A 19,282-nucleotide genomic window follows, 5' to 3' on the forward strand; every position below is an offset into this window, starting at 1 on the left:
GGCGGGGGTGGCGGCGGCCGCTGAGCCCACGGCTAACTTTTCAGACGATGTCGCCGGTGCAATCCGGCGGCATCTCGCTGCCTGCGCCATCGGCGGCCGCTCAGCCGCGGCGCTTCTTCTTGTTCTTCTTGCCCGACGCGCCCGGCCATTCGGTGACCGACGGCGCGTATTTGGCGTCACCGGATTTGTTTCCGAATGTCTTGTTCTTCTTCCCGAACGCCGGCTTGCCGGATTTGCCGCCGTCGTGAGGCTTTGCGTGGGGCTTTGCGTACGGCCTGCCCTGGTGCTTCGTGTCAGGCTTTCCCCGCGGCCTGTCGTGCTGCTTCGGCTCACCCACGTTCCAGGGATCGTCGTTGCGGCGAACGACATGATCGTCGTCTCCGTCATCGCGCTGCGGAGCGCGTGGGCGCTTCTCCACTGCTGCCGCCTGCGGCGCCGCCGTCACCAGCTCGATGCGGATGCTGTCTTCCTTGTCCGGTCGCTTGACCTTGGCTGCAAAACTTTCCGCGACGCGCTCGGAGATCTCGAACTCGGTGGTGGTGTCGCTGATCTTGATCGCGCCGATGTCGCGCTTGTCGATGCCGCCGCGGCGGCAGATCATCGGCAGCAGCCAGCGCGCCTCCGCATTCTTGCGGCGGCCGATGGCAGCCCGGAACCAAACCGTCGACTCCGTCATCACATGTTTTGATGACCCTTTCGCCGATTTGGCGCGAGGGCGCTCGGAGCGATCGTCGCCGCGCGGGGCGCGATCGTCGCGGCTGCGATGCTCGCGCCGTCCGCGCTCCTCGCCGGGATCGATGATGTCCTCAGGCGACGGCAGCCGCGCGCGATAGAGCCGCGCAAGCGCGGCGGCGATATCCTCCGCCGACCGCTCGGCCAGCAGAGCCTTCGCCAGCTCCAGATCGTCTGATGTCGTCTCCTCGGTGAACAACACCTGCTTCATGCGCTCATGATCGAGCTTGCGGATTTCATCCGCCTGCGGCGCCGTGCCCCAGACCGCCTCGGTGCCCGAGAGATTGAGCAGCAACTCTGCACGACGTCGTCGTGCCGGCGGCACCAGCAGCACGCTCGTGCCCTTGCGGCCCGCGCGACCGGTGCGGCCCGAGCGATGCTGCATCACTTCGGGGTCGTTCGGCAAATCGGCGTGAATGACGAGATCGAGGCTCGGCAGGTCGATGCCGCGCGCGGCGACGTCGGTCGCGACGCAAACGCGGGCGCGCCCGTCCCGGAGCGACTGGAGCGCCAAAGTGCGCTCGTTCTGCGTCAACTCGCCCGACAGCGCGACCACGGAGAAGCCGCGCTCAAGCAGTGCCGCCTGCAAATGCCTGACCGCATCGCGCGTGTTGCAGAACACCAGCGCGCTCGGTGCCTCGTAGAAGCGCAGCACGTTGACGGCCGCATGCTCGACATCACCGGGAGCGACCCGGATGGCACGGTACTCGATGTCGGCGTGACCGCCCTCGTCGCCCGCGACCTCGATGCGAAATGCGTCCTGCTGGTACTGTTTCGCCAGCGCCACGATGCCGCGCGGAAAGGTCGCCGAGAACAGCAGCGTGCGCCGCGTCTCCGGCGTGGTCTCGAGGATGAACTCCATGTCCTCGCGGAAGCCGAGATTGAGCATCTCGTCGGCCTCGTCGAGCACGACGACCTTCAATTCGGAGGTGTCGAGGCGATTGCGCCTGAGATGATCGCACAGGCGGCCGGGCGTGCCGACCACGATGTGGGCGCCGGCGGCGAGCTCGCGCTGCTCGCGGCGCGGGTCCATGCCGCCGACGCAGGAGACGACGCGCGCCCCGGCATGCTGATAGAGCCAGGTCAGCTCGCGCTGGACCTGCAAGGCGAGCTCGCGGGTCGGCGCGACGATCAGCGCCAGAGGCGCCGCGGCCTGCGCGAACCGCTCGGCATCGCCCAGTAGGTCCCTGGCCATGGCCAGCCCGTACGCAACGGTCTTGCCCGAGCCTGTTTGCGCCGACACCAGGAGGTCGCGGCCGACAGCATCCTCGCCGAGCACGGCGAGCTGGACAGGTGTCGGTGAATCATAATTGCGCTCGGCCAAAGCACGGGCGAGCGGCGGGGTCAGGGCCGGAAAAGACACGGAATGGAAAACCTTGGTTGGTCCGGGCGCGGAACGGAAAGAGCCGAGGGACCTTGACGCTGCAATCACTGCAGAAGGCCCGATCACACCCTTGATGATTTCGATTTGGACGCTCTTTACGCCAGAAGCTGTCAAATCACCATGGTTTTGATGCATGGCATTGGCGACAGGGTGAACAGGTGCGGGATGCTGGCCCTGCCCCAAACGCGATTTCGGGCCGGAATGGCGGACTTTTGCGGCCATCTCGCTTAAATTGCCCACGTTTGGACGTACCGGAATGGACGCATGGCCTCGTCGGACGAACGCCAGTGCGGCGAATGCACGCTTTGCTGCAAAGTGATGGCTATCGAGGCGCTCGCCAAGCCGGCAGGCAACTGGTGCGCGCATTGCAATCCCGGCCGCGGTTGCACGATCTACGTCGAACGGCCTACCGAATGCGGCAGCTTCAGTTGCCTCTGGCTCATCAACAACCTGCTCGACGAGCGCTGGAAGCCGAGCCGCTCCAAGCTGGTTCTGACCACCTCGGAGGACGGCATCGAGATCCGCTGCGATCCCGGCACGCCCCATGCGTGGCGCAGGGAGCCCTACGCCAGCGAGATCCGCGCCTGGGCCGAGGAAGGCGAGCGCGACGACATGACGGTCGTCGTCATCGTCGGCCAGCGCATGATCTTGATCACGCCGGAGCGCGAATTCGATCTCGGCATCGTCGGACCGGATGACCGCATCGTGCGCGAGCTGGAGGGCGCGAAGGTCGTCGGCGCAACGGTGGTGAAGGAGCTTAACGCCGCCTCAGATTCCGTCGACGATTGACGGATGCATGCCCCACTGGTCCCCGCCTACGGCCTGGCCAGCGCGGCCCTAATCCCTTGATGTCACGGGCCTGCTGAAGCTTTCGGCCAGCCTTGCTCTGGCCCGCGCGACACAGTCTTTGGCCGCCAGACTTAAGGCGCGGATCGCGCGCCAGGCTTCGGTCGCCTGCAGCCATGCCTTCATCTCGGTGAACTTGCCGTAAACCCACGCGAACGCCGGGATCCGCATCAGCTTGTCGCGCGTCAGGTGAAACAGGCGCTCGACCAGCACAAGCTTGAGCAGCTCGCAGCCGACGAACGCCGCCACGCCGCTCAGGAACTGACCTGTTGCAACGAGGTATGCCGCCACCGGCTTGATCGGCTCCAGAATGAGCACGGGCACGGAAAACAGCGCCAGCGAGGGATAAGGCGGCAGCGATCTGATCCAGGCGCGGAGGCGCTTGAACTCGAAACGCCGGGCAATCCAGCGCGAGATCGGCATCGCCACGGCCATGAACACCGCATCCACCAGGAAGTAAACGGCGGCCAGGACGTAGGTGATGGGTTCCAGGATTCGCTTCACGATATACTCTCCCGCAAACTCAAAGCCGGAACCCGGGCTTAAGTTTCACGCCCAAGTGGATCATTCGCGGATTCTCTGTGGAGCTTTTGCGGCATTCGGTTCCATCCAACTCAGATCTCGGCGTAGATTTCCAGAAGATTGCCGTCGGGATCCCTGAAAAACAACGTGCGATGCCCGAACGGCTGGTTCGTCGGCGGCGACAGCAGCGCCACGCCCTGCCGCACGAGCTCCTCGGCGCAGGCATCGACCTCCGCCGGAGAGACCTTGAAAGCCAGTTGCAGCGAAGCACTGCCCACCGGCGTCGGCGCGTCTCCGGCGGTACGGCTCGGCCGCGCCAATGCGAGCGTGTTGCTGCCGATCCCGTATTCGATCCAGTTCGGCGACAACTCGCGCAACGGCGACAGAGCGAGCACGTCCTCGTAGAAACGGCGCATCGCGTCCATGTCGCGCACGAAGATGACGGTGTAGTCGATCGCGCGGATGGCGCTGAAGGGGGAACGGGCGCGGCTTGGTTGTTCGTTTGTCATCGCAGCTTTCATTCCAAATTCTGAACCGTAGCCCGCATGGAGCAAGGCGGAATGCGGGACCGGCGGCGACACCGTCTCCTGCCCGACAAAAAATCCCATCCCGAAATAGATGTCGCGATAGGCGTATGGCGGTGCGCGATGCTCGAGCTGTTTTGAGCCTAGGAGCAGTGGCGTGGCCACGGTCGCATCGTCGTCGAGGCCCGCATAGGTGCGCCGCTTGGCTTCGACCAGGAACGCCGCGAGACCGGCGGGAATGGACGGCATCGCCTACTCCACCAATTCCGGCCACGGCACGATGGTCGATTTCACCGTCTTCATCGCCATCGCATCCTTTACGGCTCGCGCGACGCCCGCTTCCGTGAACGGATAGATCGTCTGCATCTTCAGCCAGGGATATTTGTCGCGGGTGCGGTAGAGCATGTCGACGCCAAGCGGCAGATCGTTGCCGGTAAAGCCCCAGGAGCCGAGCACGTTGAGGTCCTTGGTGCAGATGCGGTGCCAGGAGGTCTCGATCGAGCCGGCGTCGGTGAACTGGCCCATCTCGACATAGGTGCCGCCGTCGCGCAGCATCTCGATGCCTTCGGGGCCCGCTGATGGGTGGCCGGAGCAATCCATCACGAGATCAGCGCCGAAGCCGCCGACGATCTCGCGGACGCGCGCGGTCCGCTGTTGCGGCGATGTGAGCTCCTCGATGTTCACGGTGGCCTCCGCGCCGAACTCGCGCGCGAGCTTGAGACGCGGCTCCTCCGGCGCGCCGACGCAGATGACGCGCCCTGCCCCCAGCTCCTTCGCCGCTGCGACCGCCAGAATGCCGATCGGGCCTGAGCCCTGGATCACGACCGTGTCGGCCCAGCTAAAGCCGCCGGCGCGGCTGGCGCGGTTGAACGCGCGGATGCAGGAGGTCAGCGGCTCCGACAGCGCGCCAAGGCGCAGCGACATGTCGTCGGGCAGCTTGTAGATCTTGGTGCCCGGCAGCATGTCGAGATCGACATAGACATATTCAGCCCAGCCGCCCCACATGTGCGGCGCCTTGTCGAAGCCGAGATAGCGGCCGTAATAGACAGGCGTCAGGCATTTGTTGGCGGTTTGCGGATAATGAATGCAGTAATAGCAGCGGCCGCACGGCATCAGCGGCGGGATCATCACTTTCGAGCCGACCTTGAGCGGCTTGCTCATGAAGTCCTCGGTGAATTCATCGCCGCATTCGACGATGACGCCGCCGAGCTCGTGGCCGAGCGTGAACGGCCAGGGCAGCGGCTTCGGCCAATGACCTTTCAAGATGTGCAGATCCGTGCCGCAGACGCCACACGCCCCGATCTTGATCAGCGCACCCTTGCGGCCGACCTTCGGCCACGGCACGGACTTGATCACGGGCTCCGAGCCTGGTCCTGCGTGGGTGCAGACGCGGATTGAATCCATGGCTGTTTCCTCGCGGCCCGCTTGTGTTGAATAATGGAGCGGGCTCGAACAGAGCGTATGTGAGGTTCGGCGAGTTGCCAACCGCGGCAACGGTCGTAGCCCGCAAGAAGCGCAGCGCAATGCGGGAATTGGCCCCGGATTGCGCTGCGCTCCATCCAGGGTACGGCGTTGCTACAAACACCGCCGTCATCCTGAGGTGCTCTCCTTGCGATGCGTCAGCATCGCAAGGGGAGCCTCGAAGGATGGGCAACGGCCGCCCGCAATTCATCCTTCGAGGCTCGCTTCGCTCGCACCTCAGGATGACGTCTGAGCTTGTTGCGGCAGTGCATAGCTGCCGTCCACGCACACGCTATTGTCTTGAGCCGTCCGCACCGAACGTGTAACTCCGCAAGAGTTCTTCCCGTGGTGCCCGCTTGAACCCCCTTCCCCAAAATCCCATGGCCGCGTCCGGATCGTTCGCGGCGATGAAGTCCGTGCCGTACCGGCTGCAGTTCATCGCCTATGTGCTGGCGATGATGGCTGACAATATCGAGCACGTGATCAGCTATTGGGTGGTCTTCCAGAAATTCCACTCGCCGACGCTGGGCGGCTTTGCCGTGCTGTCGCACTGGCTGCCGTTCCTCTTGTTCTCGGTCGTAGTCGGCGGGCTCGCCGACCGGTTCGATCCGCGCCGCATCATCCAGTGCGGCATGCTGTTGTTCATATTGGCATCAAGCGGTTGGGGCTTCTTCTTCATCACCGACACGATCCAGATGTGGCACGCGATGCTGCTGCTGGTGATCCATGGCTGCGCCGGCGTGCTCTGGCAGACGCCGAACCAGCTGCTGCTGTACGATCTCGTCGGTCCTGCGGACCTTCCGAGCGCGGTGCGGCTGAATGCGATGGCTCGCTATCTCGGCATTCTGGTCGGCCCCGCGGTCGGCGGAATCATCATGCTGACGCTCGGCCCCTCGCACGGCATCATCTTCAACACGCTGTTCTATCTGCCGATGCTGCTGTGGCTGTTCTGGGCGCCGGTGCGCGACGGCAGCGTTGCCGTACGGCGCTACGCCGTGCGCGGCTTCGCCGACATCCTGCTGACCATCCGCGCCATCGGCAGCCGGCCGGTGCTGACGGCGATGACATCGCTTGCCGGCCTCACCTCCTTCATGATCGGCAACGCCTATCACGCGCAGATGCCGGGCTTTGCCGGCGATCTCGGCCATGGCGATCCCGGCGTGTCCTACAGCGTGCTGCTCGCGGCCGACGCCGGCGGTGCACTGCTCGCCGGCATTGCACTGGAATCCTGGGGACGCCTCAAGGGCACTGCGCGCACCGCGATCACGCTCGCGATGCTCTGGAGCGTAGCGCTGCTCGGCTTTGCGTCCGTGCGGATCTATCCGGTCGCGATCGTGCTGCTGTTCTGCGCCGGCTTCTTCGAGTTGTCGTTCAACACCATGGCGCAGGCCCTGGTGCAGCTGAATGCGCCCTCCGACATCCGCGGCCGCGTCGTCGGTCTCTATAATATGGCGGGACTTGGCATGCGGGCGTTCAGCGGCATCACCGTCGGCGTCTTTGGTGCGGCGATCGGGATTCACTGGTCGCTGGGCCTTTCGGCCGCAGTGCTGCTGGCCGCGCTTTGCCTACTTTATGGGCGTGCGACCAGGGCAGCCTAAGGGGGCTAGCCAGTGGGGCCGCCGGGGACCAGGCCGCCGCTGATGTGGCTTTTTGAACGCATTGTGTCGGTCCGTTATCGCCGCGCCAAATCATAACGTGGCATTAACCCTATGCACCTTAGGGTCGTGTCGGACTCCGCCCGGGCGGGGGGTCGGGTAGTGAAAATGGCGTTGGCGAACAAAAAATTTCTTCCGGCCGCCGAGGAACGTCGGCGTTTCCAGCGGGTGAAGGTGCACCTGCTCGGCCGTTACATGCTGCCGGATCGCCGTGAATTCCCCTGCCAGGTGATCAACATGTCGCCGGGGGGCCTTGCGCTGCTCGCGCCCGGCATCGGCAATGTCGGCGACCGTGTGGTCGCCTATCTCGACCATATCGGCCGGGTCGAGGGCAAGATCACGAGGATCATCGACAACGGCTTCGCCATGACGGTGGGCGCGACGCCGCGCAAGCGCGACAAGCTCGCAGCCCAGCTGACCTGGCTCGCCAATCGCGACATCCTCAACCTGCCGGAAGACCGCCGCCACGACCGTATCGTGCCGCGCAACCCGATTGCCGTGCTGACGCTCGAGGACGGCACCAAGATGACCTGCCGCATCATCGACCTGTCGCTGTCGGGCGCGGCGATCGCGGCTGAGAACCGTCCGCCGCTGAAATCGACCGTGCTGCTCGGCCGGGTCCAGGGCCGCGTGGTGCGAAACCTCGAGGACGGCTTCGCGCTCGAGTTCATGCACGAGCAGCCGATCGAGACACTCGAAGAGAGCGTTACCGCGCGGTAAAGCGCGACGGCGTCAAAACCCCCGTTTTTCCAGCTCCGAAGGCGGCCTCTGCGATGCAGACGCCGCCTTTTTCGCGCCTCGCTGCCCGCTGCAGGCGGTTAACGCGCGGCCTGTCCATCCGCTCAAGCCGCGGTTCCGCCAGTGTTTCCGCGTTAATCGGTACAATTTGAATCAATTGCAGTCTTCTCAAATTTTAATCGAGATCTATTCAAGTATAGAGCGAATTCGCTGCCAGTTTTACTTGCATTCGTCTCGACTTGACTTGGTCGACTTAGCGGCAACGCAAAAGCTCCGTGCGAAATGTGGTCCCAACAAGAAACGGGGGCCGCAATGTTGGATTTCAGGGGACAGGGAAAGGCATTGGCGCTCGCCGCCATGCTGTTCGGAATGAGCGCGGCGGTGCAGGCCGGCGAAAGCCGCCTGCTCTACGCGAGCCTCGGCGACACCACGCGCGCGCCGATCGGCTGGGTCGAGTTTTGTGCAGAGAACGCCGCTCAGTGTCAGGGCGGACCGACGCAGCCACGCGACATCGTGATGTCGCAGGCCGCGTGGCGCGACCTGACCAAGGTCAATCGCTGGGTCAACGAGACGATCAAGCCTCTGACCGACGAGGAGCACTGGGGCGTCGTCGAGAAATGGTCGTTGCCGACTGACGGCTACGGCGACTGTGAAGATTACGTGCTGTTGAAGCGCAAGATGCTGATGGATGCCGGCTGGCCGCGCGAGGCCCTGCTCATCACCGTGGTGCGCGACAAGAAGGGCGAAGGACACGCGGTGCTGACGGTGAAGACCGACAAGGGCGAGTTCGTTCTCGACAATCAGAACGAGAACGTCGTCGCCTGGACGGAGACCGGCTACCGCTTCGTCAAGCGCCAGTCGCAAAGCGATCCCAACGTCTGGGTCTCGCTTGGCGATACCAAGCCGGCGGTCTCGACCGCCAGCGCAAGAGACCAGTAGTTCGATCAGTAGCAACGAAACAACAGGTTACGCGACCCGGTCACATCCCCACCCCTCCCCGTCCCAGACCGGTTCGCGCGCGGCCAGGCTTCCCCCAAAGCCTGGCCGCAACTTTTGAGGGCGCCGTTGTCAGCGCGGCAGGATGTTCTTGTAGATCCTGCCGTCCTTCATGATCACCACGAAGCTCTTCGCGGGATCCTCGACAAGGCTGATGTTGTCCAGCGGATTGCCGTCGACCAGCAGAAGATCGGCAAGCGCACCCTCTTCGACCACGCCGAGCTTGCCGGGATAGGGATTGCGCAGGCCGGACAGGCTCAACAATTCCGCATTGCTCGACGTTGCCATGGCCAGCGCTTCGGCCGGCGTGTACCAGCGTGTCAGTGCCGCGAGCAACGAACCCTGCCTCTCCGCCTGCGCCTGCGAGAACAGGATATCGGTGCCAAAGGCCGTCTTGAGGTGATACTTTTTTGCCAGCGCATAGACGCGATCGGTGCCGGCGAGGACCTGCTGCTTCTTGTCCCGCTCCGAAGGCCCGAGCGCGGCGGCCGCGCCGGACATCTCGAGGAACGGCTGGGTGCTGAGCCAGATTCCCTTCTCGGCCATCAGCTTCGCGCTCGCTTCATCCATCAGATGGCCGTGCTCGATGCATTTCACGCCGGCTGCGATCGAGCGCTGGATCGCGACCGGCGTATAGGCGTGGGTGGCAACATAAGTGCCCCAATTGTCGGCGGCTTCGACGGCCGCGCGCAGCTCGGGCTCGGTGAAGGTCGAGACGTCCAATGGACTGAATGGCGAGGCCACGCCACCGCCGGCGGTGAGCTTCACCTGCGAGGCGCCCTGCATCAGTTGCTCGCGTGCGCGCACGCGCACTTCGTCCGGGCTGTCGGCGACCATGCTGCCGCCGATCTGCTCCATGCGGCTGAGCATGCCACCGAGGGTTCGCGGCAGGTCGGAGAGCTGGCGGAAGTCGCCATGGCCGCCCGTGATGGTGATGATGGCACCCGACGGATAGATGCGCGGCCCGGCGACAAGATCCTCGTCGATGGCCTGCTTGAGGCCGAAGGTCGGTCCGCCCATGTCGCGTATGGTGGTGAAGCCGCGCATCAGCGTTGCTGTCGCCTCGCTGGCGGCGAGCAGGTTGTTGTAGCCGATATCGCCGGCAATCGCCGCCATCGGCGTCGGCCGCACCAGCATCGCGTGCCAATGCGCATCGATCAGTCCCGGCATCAGCACCCGGCCGCCGCCGTCGACGACCTGGCCAGTGGTCCCGACGTCCGCGGTCGAGATCTTCTCGATCTTGCCGTCCCTGACGAGGACATTGGATGGCGCCGAGAGCGTCGCGTTCTTGCCGTCGAAGATCTTGACGTTGCGGAACAGGACGGCGTCGTTCTGCTGAGCCGGCGCAGGCGATGCGGTGCAGACGATCGTTGCGAGCAGCGCCGTGAAGCCGGCTAGCCTGGACAATCCCGACATGTTCAATCTCCCGCTGGGGTGCCGCTACGCGGCCGCCGCGGCAACTCGCCAGGCGGCCGCAACGCTCCCGCTCGTCGACGGCCGAATGCGACGCCATCGCACCAACTCCGCAGAGCGGATGGGCTATTGCCGAAGCAGTTCCAGAACTCATTGCGCGGACGAGAGTTGACGCCCGCCATCGGGCGGAGTCAATTTACAACTATAGGGCGATTTAGTATTGCAGCCATACGAGTCCAAGGGAGATGCGATTGCAGAAACATCTCTCGGGAAAGTTCGGCGCATGAGTAAGCGAGACTGCCTCGCTTGCATCGAATTCTCATCAAAAGTCGAGCAACGCAGTTGACCTATGATCAACGCAAGATTGCAGCCGGTCACTGACAGTCAGGCGTAACGAAAAATCTTCGTTGCCTTGACCGAGCAATGCGGCTCGCCTCAAGCGCCGAGCACGTCGGCAAGCCGCAACTCGTCCGCGGCGGGATCCTTCAGGAACAGCTCGGCCTCGATCTCGTTCAGATGCGACAGCATCCGCGTGCGCGCAGCCTGCTTGTCGCGCTTGTGGATCGCAGTAACGATCTCGGCATGATGATCGGTGCCGCAGGCGGGCGTGTCGTGACGGCGATAGAGCAGGATGATCAGCGAGGAGCGCGCGATCAGTTCTTTCAGGAAGCCGAGATAGATGCTGTGGCCGCTCATCTCGGCGATGAGCCGATGAAATTCGCCGGAGAGCCGGACCGAGGCGCGCGCATCACCGCGCAGCTCGGCTTCGCGCTCCTCGGTGAGGTGCTGCTGAAGGCGCTCGATCCACGCGGGAGAAACGGCATCAACGGCGTGATCGACGATGGTGGGTTCGATCAGGCGGCGCGCCTCGAACACCTCGCGGGCATCCCCAGGCGTCGGGCGGGCAACGAATGCGCCGCGGTTCTTCTCGATGTTGACGATGCCCTCATGCGCGAGCTGCTGCAGCGCGGTGCGGACCAGCGTCCGACTCGCGCCATAGATCTCGCCGATCTCATCCTCGCCGAGCTTGGTGCCCGGCAGCAGGCGATGCTCGAGGATCGCCGCGGTCACACCCTCCCTGATCCGGCTGACGCGATCGCTCGCGTCGGGCGCATCGGGTTTCGGGCGGGATTTGGCGGCCATCAGCTCGAAGTGTTGGGTTTGAGGACGCGATCGGCGTTCGGTCTTCGATGGTAATCGACGAGCTGTATCCAATCACAGGCGAAACTTTATACAATCCTCGCCCATTTTGTGTGCATGCTCCTGCCGACCCGAGGCGTCGCCCAAACACGCTGGATTCGATCTAACGATCTGACTCCACTGCACAGTTTTCGAATTCGCCGATATTGGCGCTGTTGGCACGGACCTTGCGGAGAGAGGCGGAGCACCGCCCTCCTCTCGGACACGCCATGGCCACTCCTGCCGCTCTCGAACTGGTTGCCGTCACCAAGCGCTATGACGCGACGGTAGCGGTCGACAATGTCAATCTCAAAATCCCGGCCGGCACCTATTGCTGCCTGCTCGGCCCGTCCGGCTGCGGCAAAACCTCGACGCTTCGCATGATCGCCGGTCACGAAGCGGTCAGCGAGGGTGACATCATCCTCGGCCCGCAGAACGTCACGGACCTTGAGCCCGCCAAGCGCGGCACGGCCATGATGTTCCAGTCCTACGCATTGTTTCCGCACCTCACTGTGCTCGACAATGTTGCGTTTGCCCTGAAAATGCGCGGCATCGACAAGCCGACGCGCCACAAGCGTGCCGGCGAGCTGCTCGAACTCGTCGCGATGAGCCCCTATGCGAGCCGCCTGCCGGCCCAGCTCTCCGGCGGCCAGCAGCAGCGCGTGGCGCTCGCGCGAGCGCTGATCACCGAGCCGCAGATCCTGCTGCTCGACGAGCCGCTGTCCGCGCTCGATCCGTTCCTGCGGGTCAAGATGCGCGGCGAGCTGAAACGGCTGCAGCGCGAGCTCGGCATCAGCTTCATCCAGGTCACCCACGGCCAGGAAGAGGCGATGGCGCTCGCCGACCACATCGTGGTGATGAACCAGGGCAAGATCGAGCAGCAGGGCACGGCCCGCGACATCTTCCACCATCCCCGCACCGAATTCGTGGCGCGTTTCATCGGCGGCCACAACGTCCTCAGCGACGCCGGCAAGCTGATCGCCGTGCGCGCCGATCAGCTCGGCATCGTGCCGTTCGTTGATGGCGCATTCGGCGCGCCGGCGCTGCTGACCCAGACCGAGTACCAGGGCTCCTATGTTGCCGTCTCGCTCACGCTCGACGACGGCACCGCCCTGTTCTCTCATCTTCCCGAGTCCACCTTCGACGTCCAACCGTTCCGGCCGGGCGATCGCGTGCTGGCCACCTGGGATCCCGCCAAGGCGCAACGTCTACAATAGCGCCGTCATTTTAGAAAATGCGCAACACAGAGGAGTGACTGGAATGACAGAGACGACCAAGAAGACAGGCGTCAGCCGCCGCACGCTACTCAAGGGCACCGCGGGTCTCGCGGGCCTCGCCGCCGGCTCCGGCGCCATCACCGGCTTCCCCTACGTGATGTCGGCCGAGCCGAAGGTGCTGCGCTATCTCGGCACTGCCGTGAACGAGGGCGACGACATCTCCAAGCAGTGCCTGAAGGACACCGGCATCAAGATCGAATACATCACCGCGACGACCGACGACGTCACCAAGCGCGTGATGACCCAGCCGAATTCCTTCGACGTGCTGGACACCGAATATTTCTCGCTGAAGAAGCTGGTGCCGTCGGGCAACATCCTTGCCCTCGACGCCAAGAAGATCAAGGAATTCGACAACATCACCCCCGTCTTCACCAAGGGCGAGACGCCCGGCGGCAAGAAGATCGGCGGTCAGGGCACCGCGCCCTGGAAGGTGCTCTATCTCGAAGGCAAGGACTCCAAGACGTTCTCCAAGACGGCGACCGAGTTCGTCACGCTGATCCCGACGGTCTACAACGCCGACACGCTCGGCATCCGTCCCGACCTGATCAAGCGCCCGATCTCCTCGTGGTCGGAGCTGCTCAATCCCGAGTTCAAGGGCAAGGCCTCGATCCTCAACATCCCCTCGATCGGCATCATGGATGCAGCAATGGTCGTGGAAGCCACCGGCAAGTACAAATATGCCGACAAGGGCAACATGACCAAGGAAGAGATCGATCTCACCATGAAGGTGATGACCGAAGCGAAGAAGGCCGGCCAGTTCCGCGCGTTCTGGAAGGACTTCAACGAGAGCGTCAACCTGATGGCCTCGGGTGAGACCGTCATTCAGTCGATGTGGTCGCCGGCGGTGACCAAGGTGCGCTCGATGGGCATCCCCTGCACCTTCCAGCCCCTCAAGGAAGGCTATCGCTCCTGGGCGTCCGGCTTCTGCGTTTCCAAGGGCGTGTCGGGCGACAAGCTCGACTGGGCCTATGAGTTCGTCAACTGGTTCCTGTCCGGCTATGCCGGCGCGTATCTCAACCGCCAGGGCTACTACTCGGCCGTGCTCTCAACCGCAAAGGCCAACATGGAGCCCTACGAGTGGGCCTACTGGATGGAAGGCAAGCCGGCCGAGAAGGACATCAAGGCGCCCGACGGCTCGCTGCTGGAGAAGGCCGGTGCCGTGCGTGACGGCGGCTCCTATGAGGACCGCATGGGCGGCGTCGCCTGCTGGAACGCGGTGATGGACGAAAACGACTACATGGTCCGCAAGTGGAACGAGTTCATCGCCGCGTGATGGATACGTCAGAAGACATCCTGCAACAGGCATCCCCGGACCTCGTCCGGGGATCCCAGACGAGGCGCGCGGCGAAATCCGCGCGCTTATCGCCGTCTTTCGTCTCCTGGCTCCAGGCCGGGCCGATGATGCTGGTGTTTCTCGCCTTCTTCCTGATCCCGCTGATCTTCGTCGTCATCGTCTCGTTCTGGGACTACAACGAATATCAATTGCTGCCGGCCTTCTCCGGCCGCGGCTATACCGACACGTTCGAAGGCTGCATCGCGCAGCTCCCGGATCTCTGCACGATCGCAAAAACCTATCTGAAGACGCTGAAGCTCTGTTTCCTGGTCTGGGCCATCACGCTCTTCATCGGCTTCTGGGTCGCCTATTTCCTCGCCTTCCATGTCAAGTCGAAGACCTGGCAGATGGGACTGTCGCTGCTCTGCACGATCCCGTTCTGGACCTCCAACGTCATCCGCATGATCGCCTGGATCCCGCTGCTCGGGCGCAATGGCCTCGTCAACTCCGGCCTGATGAAGACGGGACTGATCAACCAGCCCTTGGAATGGCTGCTGTTCTCCGAATTCTCGGTGGTGCTGGCCCTGGTCCACCTCTTCACCTTCTTCATGGTGGTGCCGATCTTCAATTCGATGGTCCGCATCGACAAATCGCTGATCGAGGCGGCCTATGACGCCGGCGCCTCCGGCCTCCAGACGCTGGTCAACGTCATCATTCCGCTGGCCAAGCCCGGCATCGTGATCGGCTCGATCTTCGTCATCACCATCGTGATGGGCGACTTCATCACCATCGGCGTGATGGGCGGTCAGCAGATCGCCGCCGCCGGCAAGATCATCGAGACCCGGGTCAACGCGTTGCAATTCCCGGCTGCGGCCGCCAATGCCGTGATCCTGCTCGTCATCACCTTCCTGATCATCACCATGATGTCGCGCATCGTCGACATCAAGAAGGAGCTGTAGGCGATGAAGGAAGGACGCCCGCGCTCATTCTACGTGCTTGCAATCTTCTTCGCGGCCTACGTGCTGTTTCTCTACGGCCCGATGATCGCGATCTACGTGCTGTCGTTCCAGGGGCCGCAAGGCGGCCTCACCTTCCCCATGAACGGCGTGTCGACCTACTGGCTGACGAAGCTGTTCCAGGGCACCGGCATCGTCGATCTCGGCGCGGCCTTCCGCCGCTCGCTGCTGCTTGGCGTCATCGTGATGGCCGTCACCGTCGTGCTGTCGGTTGCTGCCGGCATGGCCTTCCGCAGGAAGTTCAAGGCGCAGAGCATTCTGTTCTACTCGGCGATCGCGAGCCTGATCGTGCCCTCGATCATCACCTCGCTCGGAATCTCATTGGAGTTCCGCATCATCGACGATCTGATCAAGGCGCATTGGAACGGGAATTTCGAGACCTCGATGGGCCTGCTCACCTCGGGTCTCGGTGCGCACCTGACCTGGACGCTGCCGTTTGGTCTCTTGATCATGTTCGCGATCTTCAACCGCTTCGATCCCAGGCTCGAGGAAGCGGCGCGCGATCTCGGCGCGACGCCGTGGCAGGCCTTCCGTCATGTCGTGCTGCCGATCATCCTGCCATCCGTGATCGGCATCGGCCTGTTCGGCTTCACGCTGTCCTGGGATGAGCTGGCGCGCTCCAGCCAGGCGATCGGCGCGGTCAATACATTGCCGCTCGACCTCCAGGGCCTCACCACGACGGTGACGAACCCGGATATCTATGCGCTCGGCACCATCATCTCCGCGGTGTCCTTCGCGGTGATCACGCTTGCGCTGGGCACCATCCACATGCTCAACAAGCGCCAGGCGGCCAAGGGGTCGGACGCCGGCAAGGGACTTGTCTAACTGCAATGCGACTGCACGTCGTCAATCCCAACACCACGGCGACGATGACGGCGAAGATCGCCGCAGCGGCGCGCGCCATCGCACTGCCCGATACGGTGATCGACGCGCGCCAGCCCGCGATGGGGCCGGTTTCGATCGAGGGATTCTACGACGAGGCTTTCGCGGTGCCCGGCATGCTCGGCTGCATCCGCGAGGCCGATCGCGACGGCGCGGATGCGCACATCATCGCCTGCTTCGACGACACCGGCCTCGATGCCGCGCGTGCCGTTGCGAAAGCACCGGTGATCGGGATCGGCGAAGCCGGCTTTCACATGGCGAGCCTGGTCGCGGCACGCTTTGCCGTGGTGACGACGCTTGGCGTCTCCATCGTGCCGATCGAACATAATTTGCGGAAATACGGCCTGGCCGAGCGCTGTGCCCGCGTCCGCGCCGCCGAAGTCCCGGTGCTCGCGCTCGAGGAGCGCAATACAGAGGCGCTCGGCAAGATCTCCGCGGAGATCGCTGCAGCGATGCGCGACGACCGCGCCGAGGCCATCGTGCTCGGCTGCGCCGGCATGGCCGATCTTGCGGCAGAACTCGCCGGCACCCACGGCCTGCCCGTGGTTGATGGCGTTGCCGCCGCAGTGACGCTGGCGGAAGGAATGGTCCGGCTCGGGCTCGCGACATCCCGGCTTGGCCCCTACGCGGCGCCGCGCGCCAAGGCATACTCAGGCCCGTTTGCACCGTTTCAGCCCTGATCGTCTGCTGCGCACTGACGGCGCGAGCAGCTTTTATGTTGCGGCCCCAGTTCCGCCGCTGGCCATGCTAAGACCCACCGACGGGGCTCTGCGTCCTTAAGCCCCCAAGCTCCAGCGGATCCTCGCTTTTTCCTCAAGCGGCCACCTTTTTGTCCCAATTGTTGCTGAACAGTAACACTTTCGGGACGCCCCGGCCGCATTGTTCTCTCGTTCTTGTGCTGCCGCTCTTCGCCACTCACCAAGTTTCAATTTGGGTCTTGTCAGCGATGATCGATCTCGCAGAGGACACACCGTCCAATCCCCTTGTTCGTCTTGGCGCCCAGCCGATCGCGTTGACGGCTGCCGCACTGCTGCTCCTGATCGCCGGCGTCACCTCGATCGCAATCTGGCGCGCCTATACCGGCGCTGCGCCTGAGACCGACCGCGTGGTCGCCTCGCGGCAGCTTCAGGTGCGCGCGGCGCAGGCCTCCGAACAACTGGTCGAGAAGACCAAAGGACTGGAGGCGACCCAGCAGGAATCGATCGATCAGCTCCAGGTCGTGCAGGACCAGCTCCAGAGCATGAAGAAGCTGCTCGCCTCGCAGCAGGCCGACACCAAGCGCCTGTCGGATCAGGTCACCAGTCTGAACGAGTCCATCGACGGGCTGCGGCAATCCTTTGCCAGCGTCCGGTCCACCGAGGCCGACACGCCATCGGTTACTCCGAGGAAACCGGCGCGCCACCGCGTCCATGCCAGCGCCCGCAAACGCGCGAGGGGCTGATTAGATCCCGCGTCGCGACCCTTTATTTTCGCCGGATGTGAAATGGATCACATTTGTCGGTGTGATTCCGGGCCATGTTCGGCTCTACCGGATGGCGTGAGCCGATTTCAATATCCGGGGCTGGCAAGGTCGTTGACGGTATACTGCGTCAACGGCCTTGTTTTTTGATACCGAGGTAATCTGGTGCCTCGACCAGGCACCGCCCTCATAGCAGTTGCTTCTATTCACAAACTTGAACACGGCGGACGCGCCAGCCCCATTGCGTCATCACGCGCTGCGGCACCAGGTAGCACTGCGCACCGTAGTCTTCGTAGCCGACACCGTAGTATTCGCCATAGTACGGGTAGCCATAGCCATAAGCGCCGTAATAGCCGGCACCCGCAATGCCGGCGCCGATCGCGACACCCGGCCAGAAGCCGCCGCCGTGCCAACCATGGCCCCAGCCTCCGTGGCCCCAGCCGCCACCACCCCAATGGCCGCCGCCACCGAAACCGCCCCGCGCCTGCGCCGCCTGGGGCGCTGCGAGACCAACCGCCGCGATGGCCAGTGCGGCCACGATCAACTTGCGCAACATCAACTCACCCTCCGCGTGGAAACGCTCCACACCTGCAAAACAGGAGCAAGCTAATGTCACTTGATCGTCGATGACAGGAGGACCGGCTCACTTCCGCGCGAGCGTCAGCAGCCGCGGCAGATGCTCTTCATCTTCTTGTCGAGCAGCCGGTTCTCGGCGCTTACCGTGGCATCGGCGTCGGGGTTCGTGCCCGAGGCTGCGCCGGTGGTGACACCCGGCGCGGTGTTCGCGCCGGAGGATTGCGCCGTACCCAGACTGTTGGTGCCGGGCGGCGGCGCCGGCGCATTGGCGACACCGCCGGTCGATCCGGTCGCACCGCCGGTGGTCTGTGCGAACGAGACAGCGGGCATTGCGGCGAGGCCGATGATGACGACGATCAACATCTTGATCGAAGCGCTTGCGGACGGCTGGGTCATTGGAAAATCTCCCTGCCCGATCAACGGTTGCAGCAAAAACAGGTTCCGGAACAAATCCCGTCACATCAGCTTGAAACTCGACCGCGCAGCGACCAAGGCGGCAGCGCGCGAAACTGTGAGAGGCAAAATCATGATGACGGATCGCGATCCCTTTGCAGAAGGCGAGCGCGCGGCGCGCGAAAACATTCCGGCCGAAGCCAACCCTTACACCGACGGCAGTGACGAGCACGCCTTGTGGGCGGCCGGGCATGAGAAGGTCGCCGGCACAATCGAAGCGCGGGAATCCGAGGGAAACTGACGCTCCTCCGGACGGCCGCTAAGCGGCGGCGCGGCCGTCGTTCGGGTCGATCTCATAGGCGATCCGGAGCGCGGATCAGCCGATCCGCTTCAGCCCCTTCTGGAAGCGCGGGCCGTTGGCGACATAGAACATTGCGGCGCTGCCCATCTTCTGCACCTGGGCATCGTCGAGCGTGCGGATGACGCGCGCGGGCGAGCCGATGATCAGCGAGCGTTCGGGGAACTCCTTGCCCTCGGTGATGACGGAGCCGGCGCCGACGATGCTGTTGCGGCCGATCCTGGCGCCATTCATGACGATCGAGCCCATGCCGATCAGCGCGCCCTCCTCGACGGTGCAGCCGTGCAGGATGACGTTGTGACCGACGGTGCAGTTCCTGCCGATGACGAGCGGAAAGCCGAGATCGGTGTGGCAGGTCGAGCCGTCCTGCACATTGGCGCCCTCGCCGATCTCGATCCACTCATTGTCGCCGCGCAACACCGCGCCGAACCAGACGCTCGCGCCCGGCTTCAGGCGCACCTTGCCGATCACGGTCGCGGTTTCCGCGATGAAGTAGTTGCCGTCGGAGGGAAGATCGGGCGCCTGCCCGTCGAGCTCGTAGATCGCCATGAAGGTCTCCTGTCACGCTGGCCCAAGCCATAGCGAAACGACGCCGCGG

Annotated in this window: 20 protein-coding genes; 11 read left to right on the forward strand and 9 right to left on the reverse strand. The window is 63.9% G+C overall.

Features of this window, described 5'->3' with window-relative positions:
* Positions 1-100 precede the first annotated feature (100 nt).
* Positions 101-2,095, reverse strand: coding sequence for a DEAD/DEAH box helicase (locus XH98_RS05175; RefSeq protein WP_271617991.1), 1,995 nt, complete (start codon positions 2,093-2,095; stop codon positions 101-103).
* Between the two features lie 285 nt (positions 2,096-2,380).
* Between XH98_RS05175 and XH98_RS05180 the strand changes: the two genes are divergently transcribed.
* The gene (locus tag XH98_RS05180; RefSeq protein WP_271599219.1) at positions 2,381-2,905 is read left to right on the forward strand and encodes a hypothetical protein; all 525 of its coding nucleotides are present in this window, start codon (positions 2,381-2,383) and stop codon (positions 2,903-2,905) included.
* Positions 2,906-2,953: 48 nt separating this feature from the next.
* Here XH98_RS05180 and XH98_RS05185 read toward each other — a convergent pair whose 3' ends face one another.
* The 3 genes from XH98_RS05185 to XH98_RS05195 all read right to left on the reverse strand — a co-directional run bounded on the left by XH98_RS05185 (position 2,954) and on the right by XH98_RS05195 (position 5,412).
* The gene (locus tag XH98_RS05185) at positions 2,954-3,466 is read right to left on the reverse strand and encodes a hypothetical protein (RefSeq protein ID WP_271617992.1); all 513 of its coding nucleotides are present in this window, start codon (positions 3,464-3,466) and stop codon (positions 2,954-2,956) included.
* Between the two features lie 110 nt (positions 3,467-3,576).
* Positions 3,577-3,993 carry a VOC family protein gene (locus tag XH98_RS05190; protein ID WP_271618107.1) on the reverse strand — a complete coding sequence of 139 codons (417 nt, stop codon included), beginning with the start codon at positions 3,991-3,993 and terminating at the stop codon, positions 3,577-3,579.
* A 267-nt stretch (positions 3,994-4,260) separates the two neighbouring features.
* The gene (locus tag XH98_RS05195; protein ID WP_271617993.1) at positions 4,261-5,412 is read right to left on the reverse strand and encodes a zinc-binding dehydrogenase; all 1,152 of its coding nucleotides are present in this window, start codon (positions 5,410-5,412) and stop codon (positions 4,261-4,263) included.
* A 437-nt stretch (positions 5,413-5,849) separates the two neighbouring features.
* On the opposite strand from XH98_RS05195, the gene XH98_RS05200 reads away from it, so the two are divergent.
* The 3 genes from XH98_RS05200 to XH98_RS05210 all read left to right on the forward strand — a co-directional run bounded on the left by XH98_RS05200 (position 5,850) and on the right by XH98_RS05210 (position 8,801).
* Positions 5,850-7,067 carry an MFS transporter gene (locus tag XH98_RS05200; RefSeq protein WP_271599214.1) on the forward strand — a complete coding sequence of 406 codons (1,218 nt, stop codon included), beginning with the start codon at positions 5,850-5,852 and terminating at the stop codon, positions 7,065-7,067.
* A 165-nt stretch (positions 7,068-7,232) separates the two neighbouring features.
* The gene (locus XH98_RS05205) at positions 7,233-7,844 is read left to right on the forward strand and encodes a PilZ domain-containing protein (protein ID WP_057744308.1); all 612 of its coding nucleotides are present in this window, start codon (positions 7,233-7,235) and stop codon (positions 7,842-7,844) included.
* A gap of 330 nt (positions 7,845-8,174) precedes the next feature.
* Positions 8,175-8,801: a transglutaminase-like cysteine peptidase gene (locus XH98_RS05210; protein ID WP_220002589.1), complete on the forward strand. Its 627-nt coding sequence runs from the start codon at positions 8,175-8,177 to the stop codon at positions 8,799-8,801.
* Between the two features lie 129 nt (positions 8,802-8,930).
* On the opposite strand, the gene XH98_RS05215 is transcribed toward XH98_RS05210, so the two are convergent.
* Both XH98_RS05215 and XH98_RS05220 read right to left on the reverse strand, forming a co-directional pair.
* Positions 8,931-10,274 carry a metal-dependent hydrolase family protein gene (locus XH98_RS05215; RefSeq protein WP_271617994.1) on the reverse strand — a complete coding sequence of 448 codons (1,344 nt, stop codon included), beginning with the start codon at positions 10,272-10,274 and terminating at the stop codon, positions 8,931-8,933.
* 432 nt (positions 10,275-10,706) lie between these two features.
* Entirely contained in the window at positions 10,707-11,414 is a 708-nt protein-coding gene (locus XH98_RS05220) for a GntR family transcriptional regulator (protein ID WP_271617995.1), read from the reverse strand.
* Between the two features lie 266 nt (positions 11,415-11,680).
* On the opposite strand from XH98_RS05220, the gene XH98_RS05225 reads away from it, so the two are divergent.
* The 6 genes from XH98_RS05225 to XH98_RS05250 all read left to right on the forward strand — a co-directional run bounded on the left by XH98_RS05225 (position 11,681) and on the right by XH98_RS05250 (position 17,339).
* Positions 11,681-12,667 carry an ABC transporter ATP-binding protein gene (locus XH98_RS05225; RefSeq protein ID WP_271599211.1) on the forward strand — a complete coding sequence of 329 codons (987 nt, stop codon included), beginning with the start codon at positions 11,681-11,683 and terminating at the stop codon, positions 12,665-12,667.
* Between the two features lie 43 nt (positions 12,668-12,710).
* Positions 12,711-14,000: an ABC transporter substrate-binding protein gene (locus XH98_RS05230; protein ID WP_057744324.1), complete on the forward strand. Its 1,290-nt coding sequence runs from the start codon at positions 12,711-12,713 to the stop codon at positions 13,998-14,000.
* Complete coding sequence (locus XH98_RS05235; RefSeq protein ID WP_271618108.1) at positions 14,000-14,959, forward strand: ABC transporter permease; 960 nt, start codon at positions 14,000-14,002, stop codon at positions 14,957-14,959. The genes XH98_RS05230 and XH98_RS05235 overlap by 1 nt, the downstream gene beginning before the upstream one ends.
* A gap of 3 nt (positions 14,960-14,962) precedes the next feature.
* Positions 14,963-15,841 (forward strand): ABC transporter permease, encoded by an 879-nt coding sequence (locus XH98_RS05240; RefSeq protein WP_271599209.1) that lies wholly within the window; start codon positions 14,963-14,965, stop codon positions 15,839-15,841.
* 5 nt (positions 15,842-15,846) lie between these two features.
* Complete coding sequence (locus XH98_RS05245) at positions 15,847-16,578, forward strand: aspartate/glutamate racemase family protein (RefSeq protein WP_271617996.1); 732 nt, start codon at positions 15,847-15,849, stop codon at positions 16,576-16,578.
* Positions 16,579-16,844: 266 nt separating this feature from the next.
* Positions 16,845-17,339 (forward strand): hypothetical protein, encoded by a 495-nt coding sequence (locus tag XH98_RS05250; protein WP_271617997.1) that lies wholly within the window; start codon positions 16,845-16,847, stop codon positions 17,337-17,339.
* 220 nt (positions 17,340-17,559) lie between these two features.
* Here the strand turns inward: XH98_RS05250 and XH98_RS05255 are convergent, their stop codons facing one another.
* Entirely contained in the window at positions 17,560-17,913 is a 354-nt protein-coding gene (locus XH98_RS05255; RefSeq protein WP_057744342.1) for a hypothetical protein, read from the reverse strand.
* A gap of 104 nt (positions 17,914-18,017) precedes the next feature.
* The gene (locus XH98_RS05260; protein ID WP_271617998.1) at positions 18,018-18,329 is read right to left on the reverse strand and encodes a hypothetical protein; all 312 of its coding nucleotides are present in this window, start codon (positions 18,327-18,329) and stop codon (positions 18,018-18,020) included.
* Here XH98_RS05260 and XH98_RS05265 point away from each other — a divergent pair.
* Entirely contained in the window at positions 18,280-18,627 is a 348-nt protein-coding gene (locus XH98_RS05265; protein WP_271618115.1) for a hypothetical protein, read from the forward strand. The genes XH98_RS05260 and XH98_RS05265 overlap by 50 nt on opposite strands.
* Positions 18,628-18,702: 75 nt before the next feature.
* Here the strand turns inward: XH98_RS05265 and XH98_RS05270 are convergent, their stop codons facing one another.
* Positions 18,703-19,233, reverse strand: a complete 531-nt coding sequence (locus tag XH98_RS05270; protein ID WP_271599206.1) for a gamma carbonic anhydrase family protein — start codon at positions 19,231-19,233, stop codon at positions 18,703-18,705.
* Positions 19,234-19,282: the final 49 nt, after the last annotated feature.

It is taken from the genome of Bradyrhizobium sp. CCBAU 51745, from assembly GCF_028128715.1.
In the GTDB taxonomy this organism is placed as follows: domain Bacteria; phylum Pseudomonadota; class Alphaproteobacteria; order Rhizobiales; family Xanthobacteraceae; genus Bradyrhizobium; species Bradyrhizobium manausense.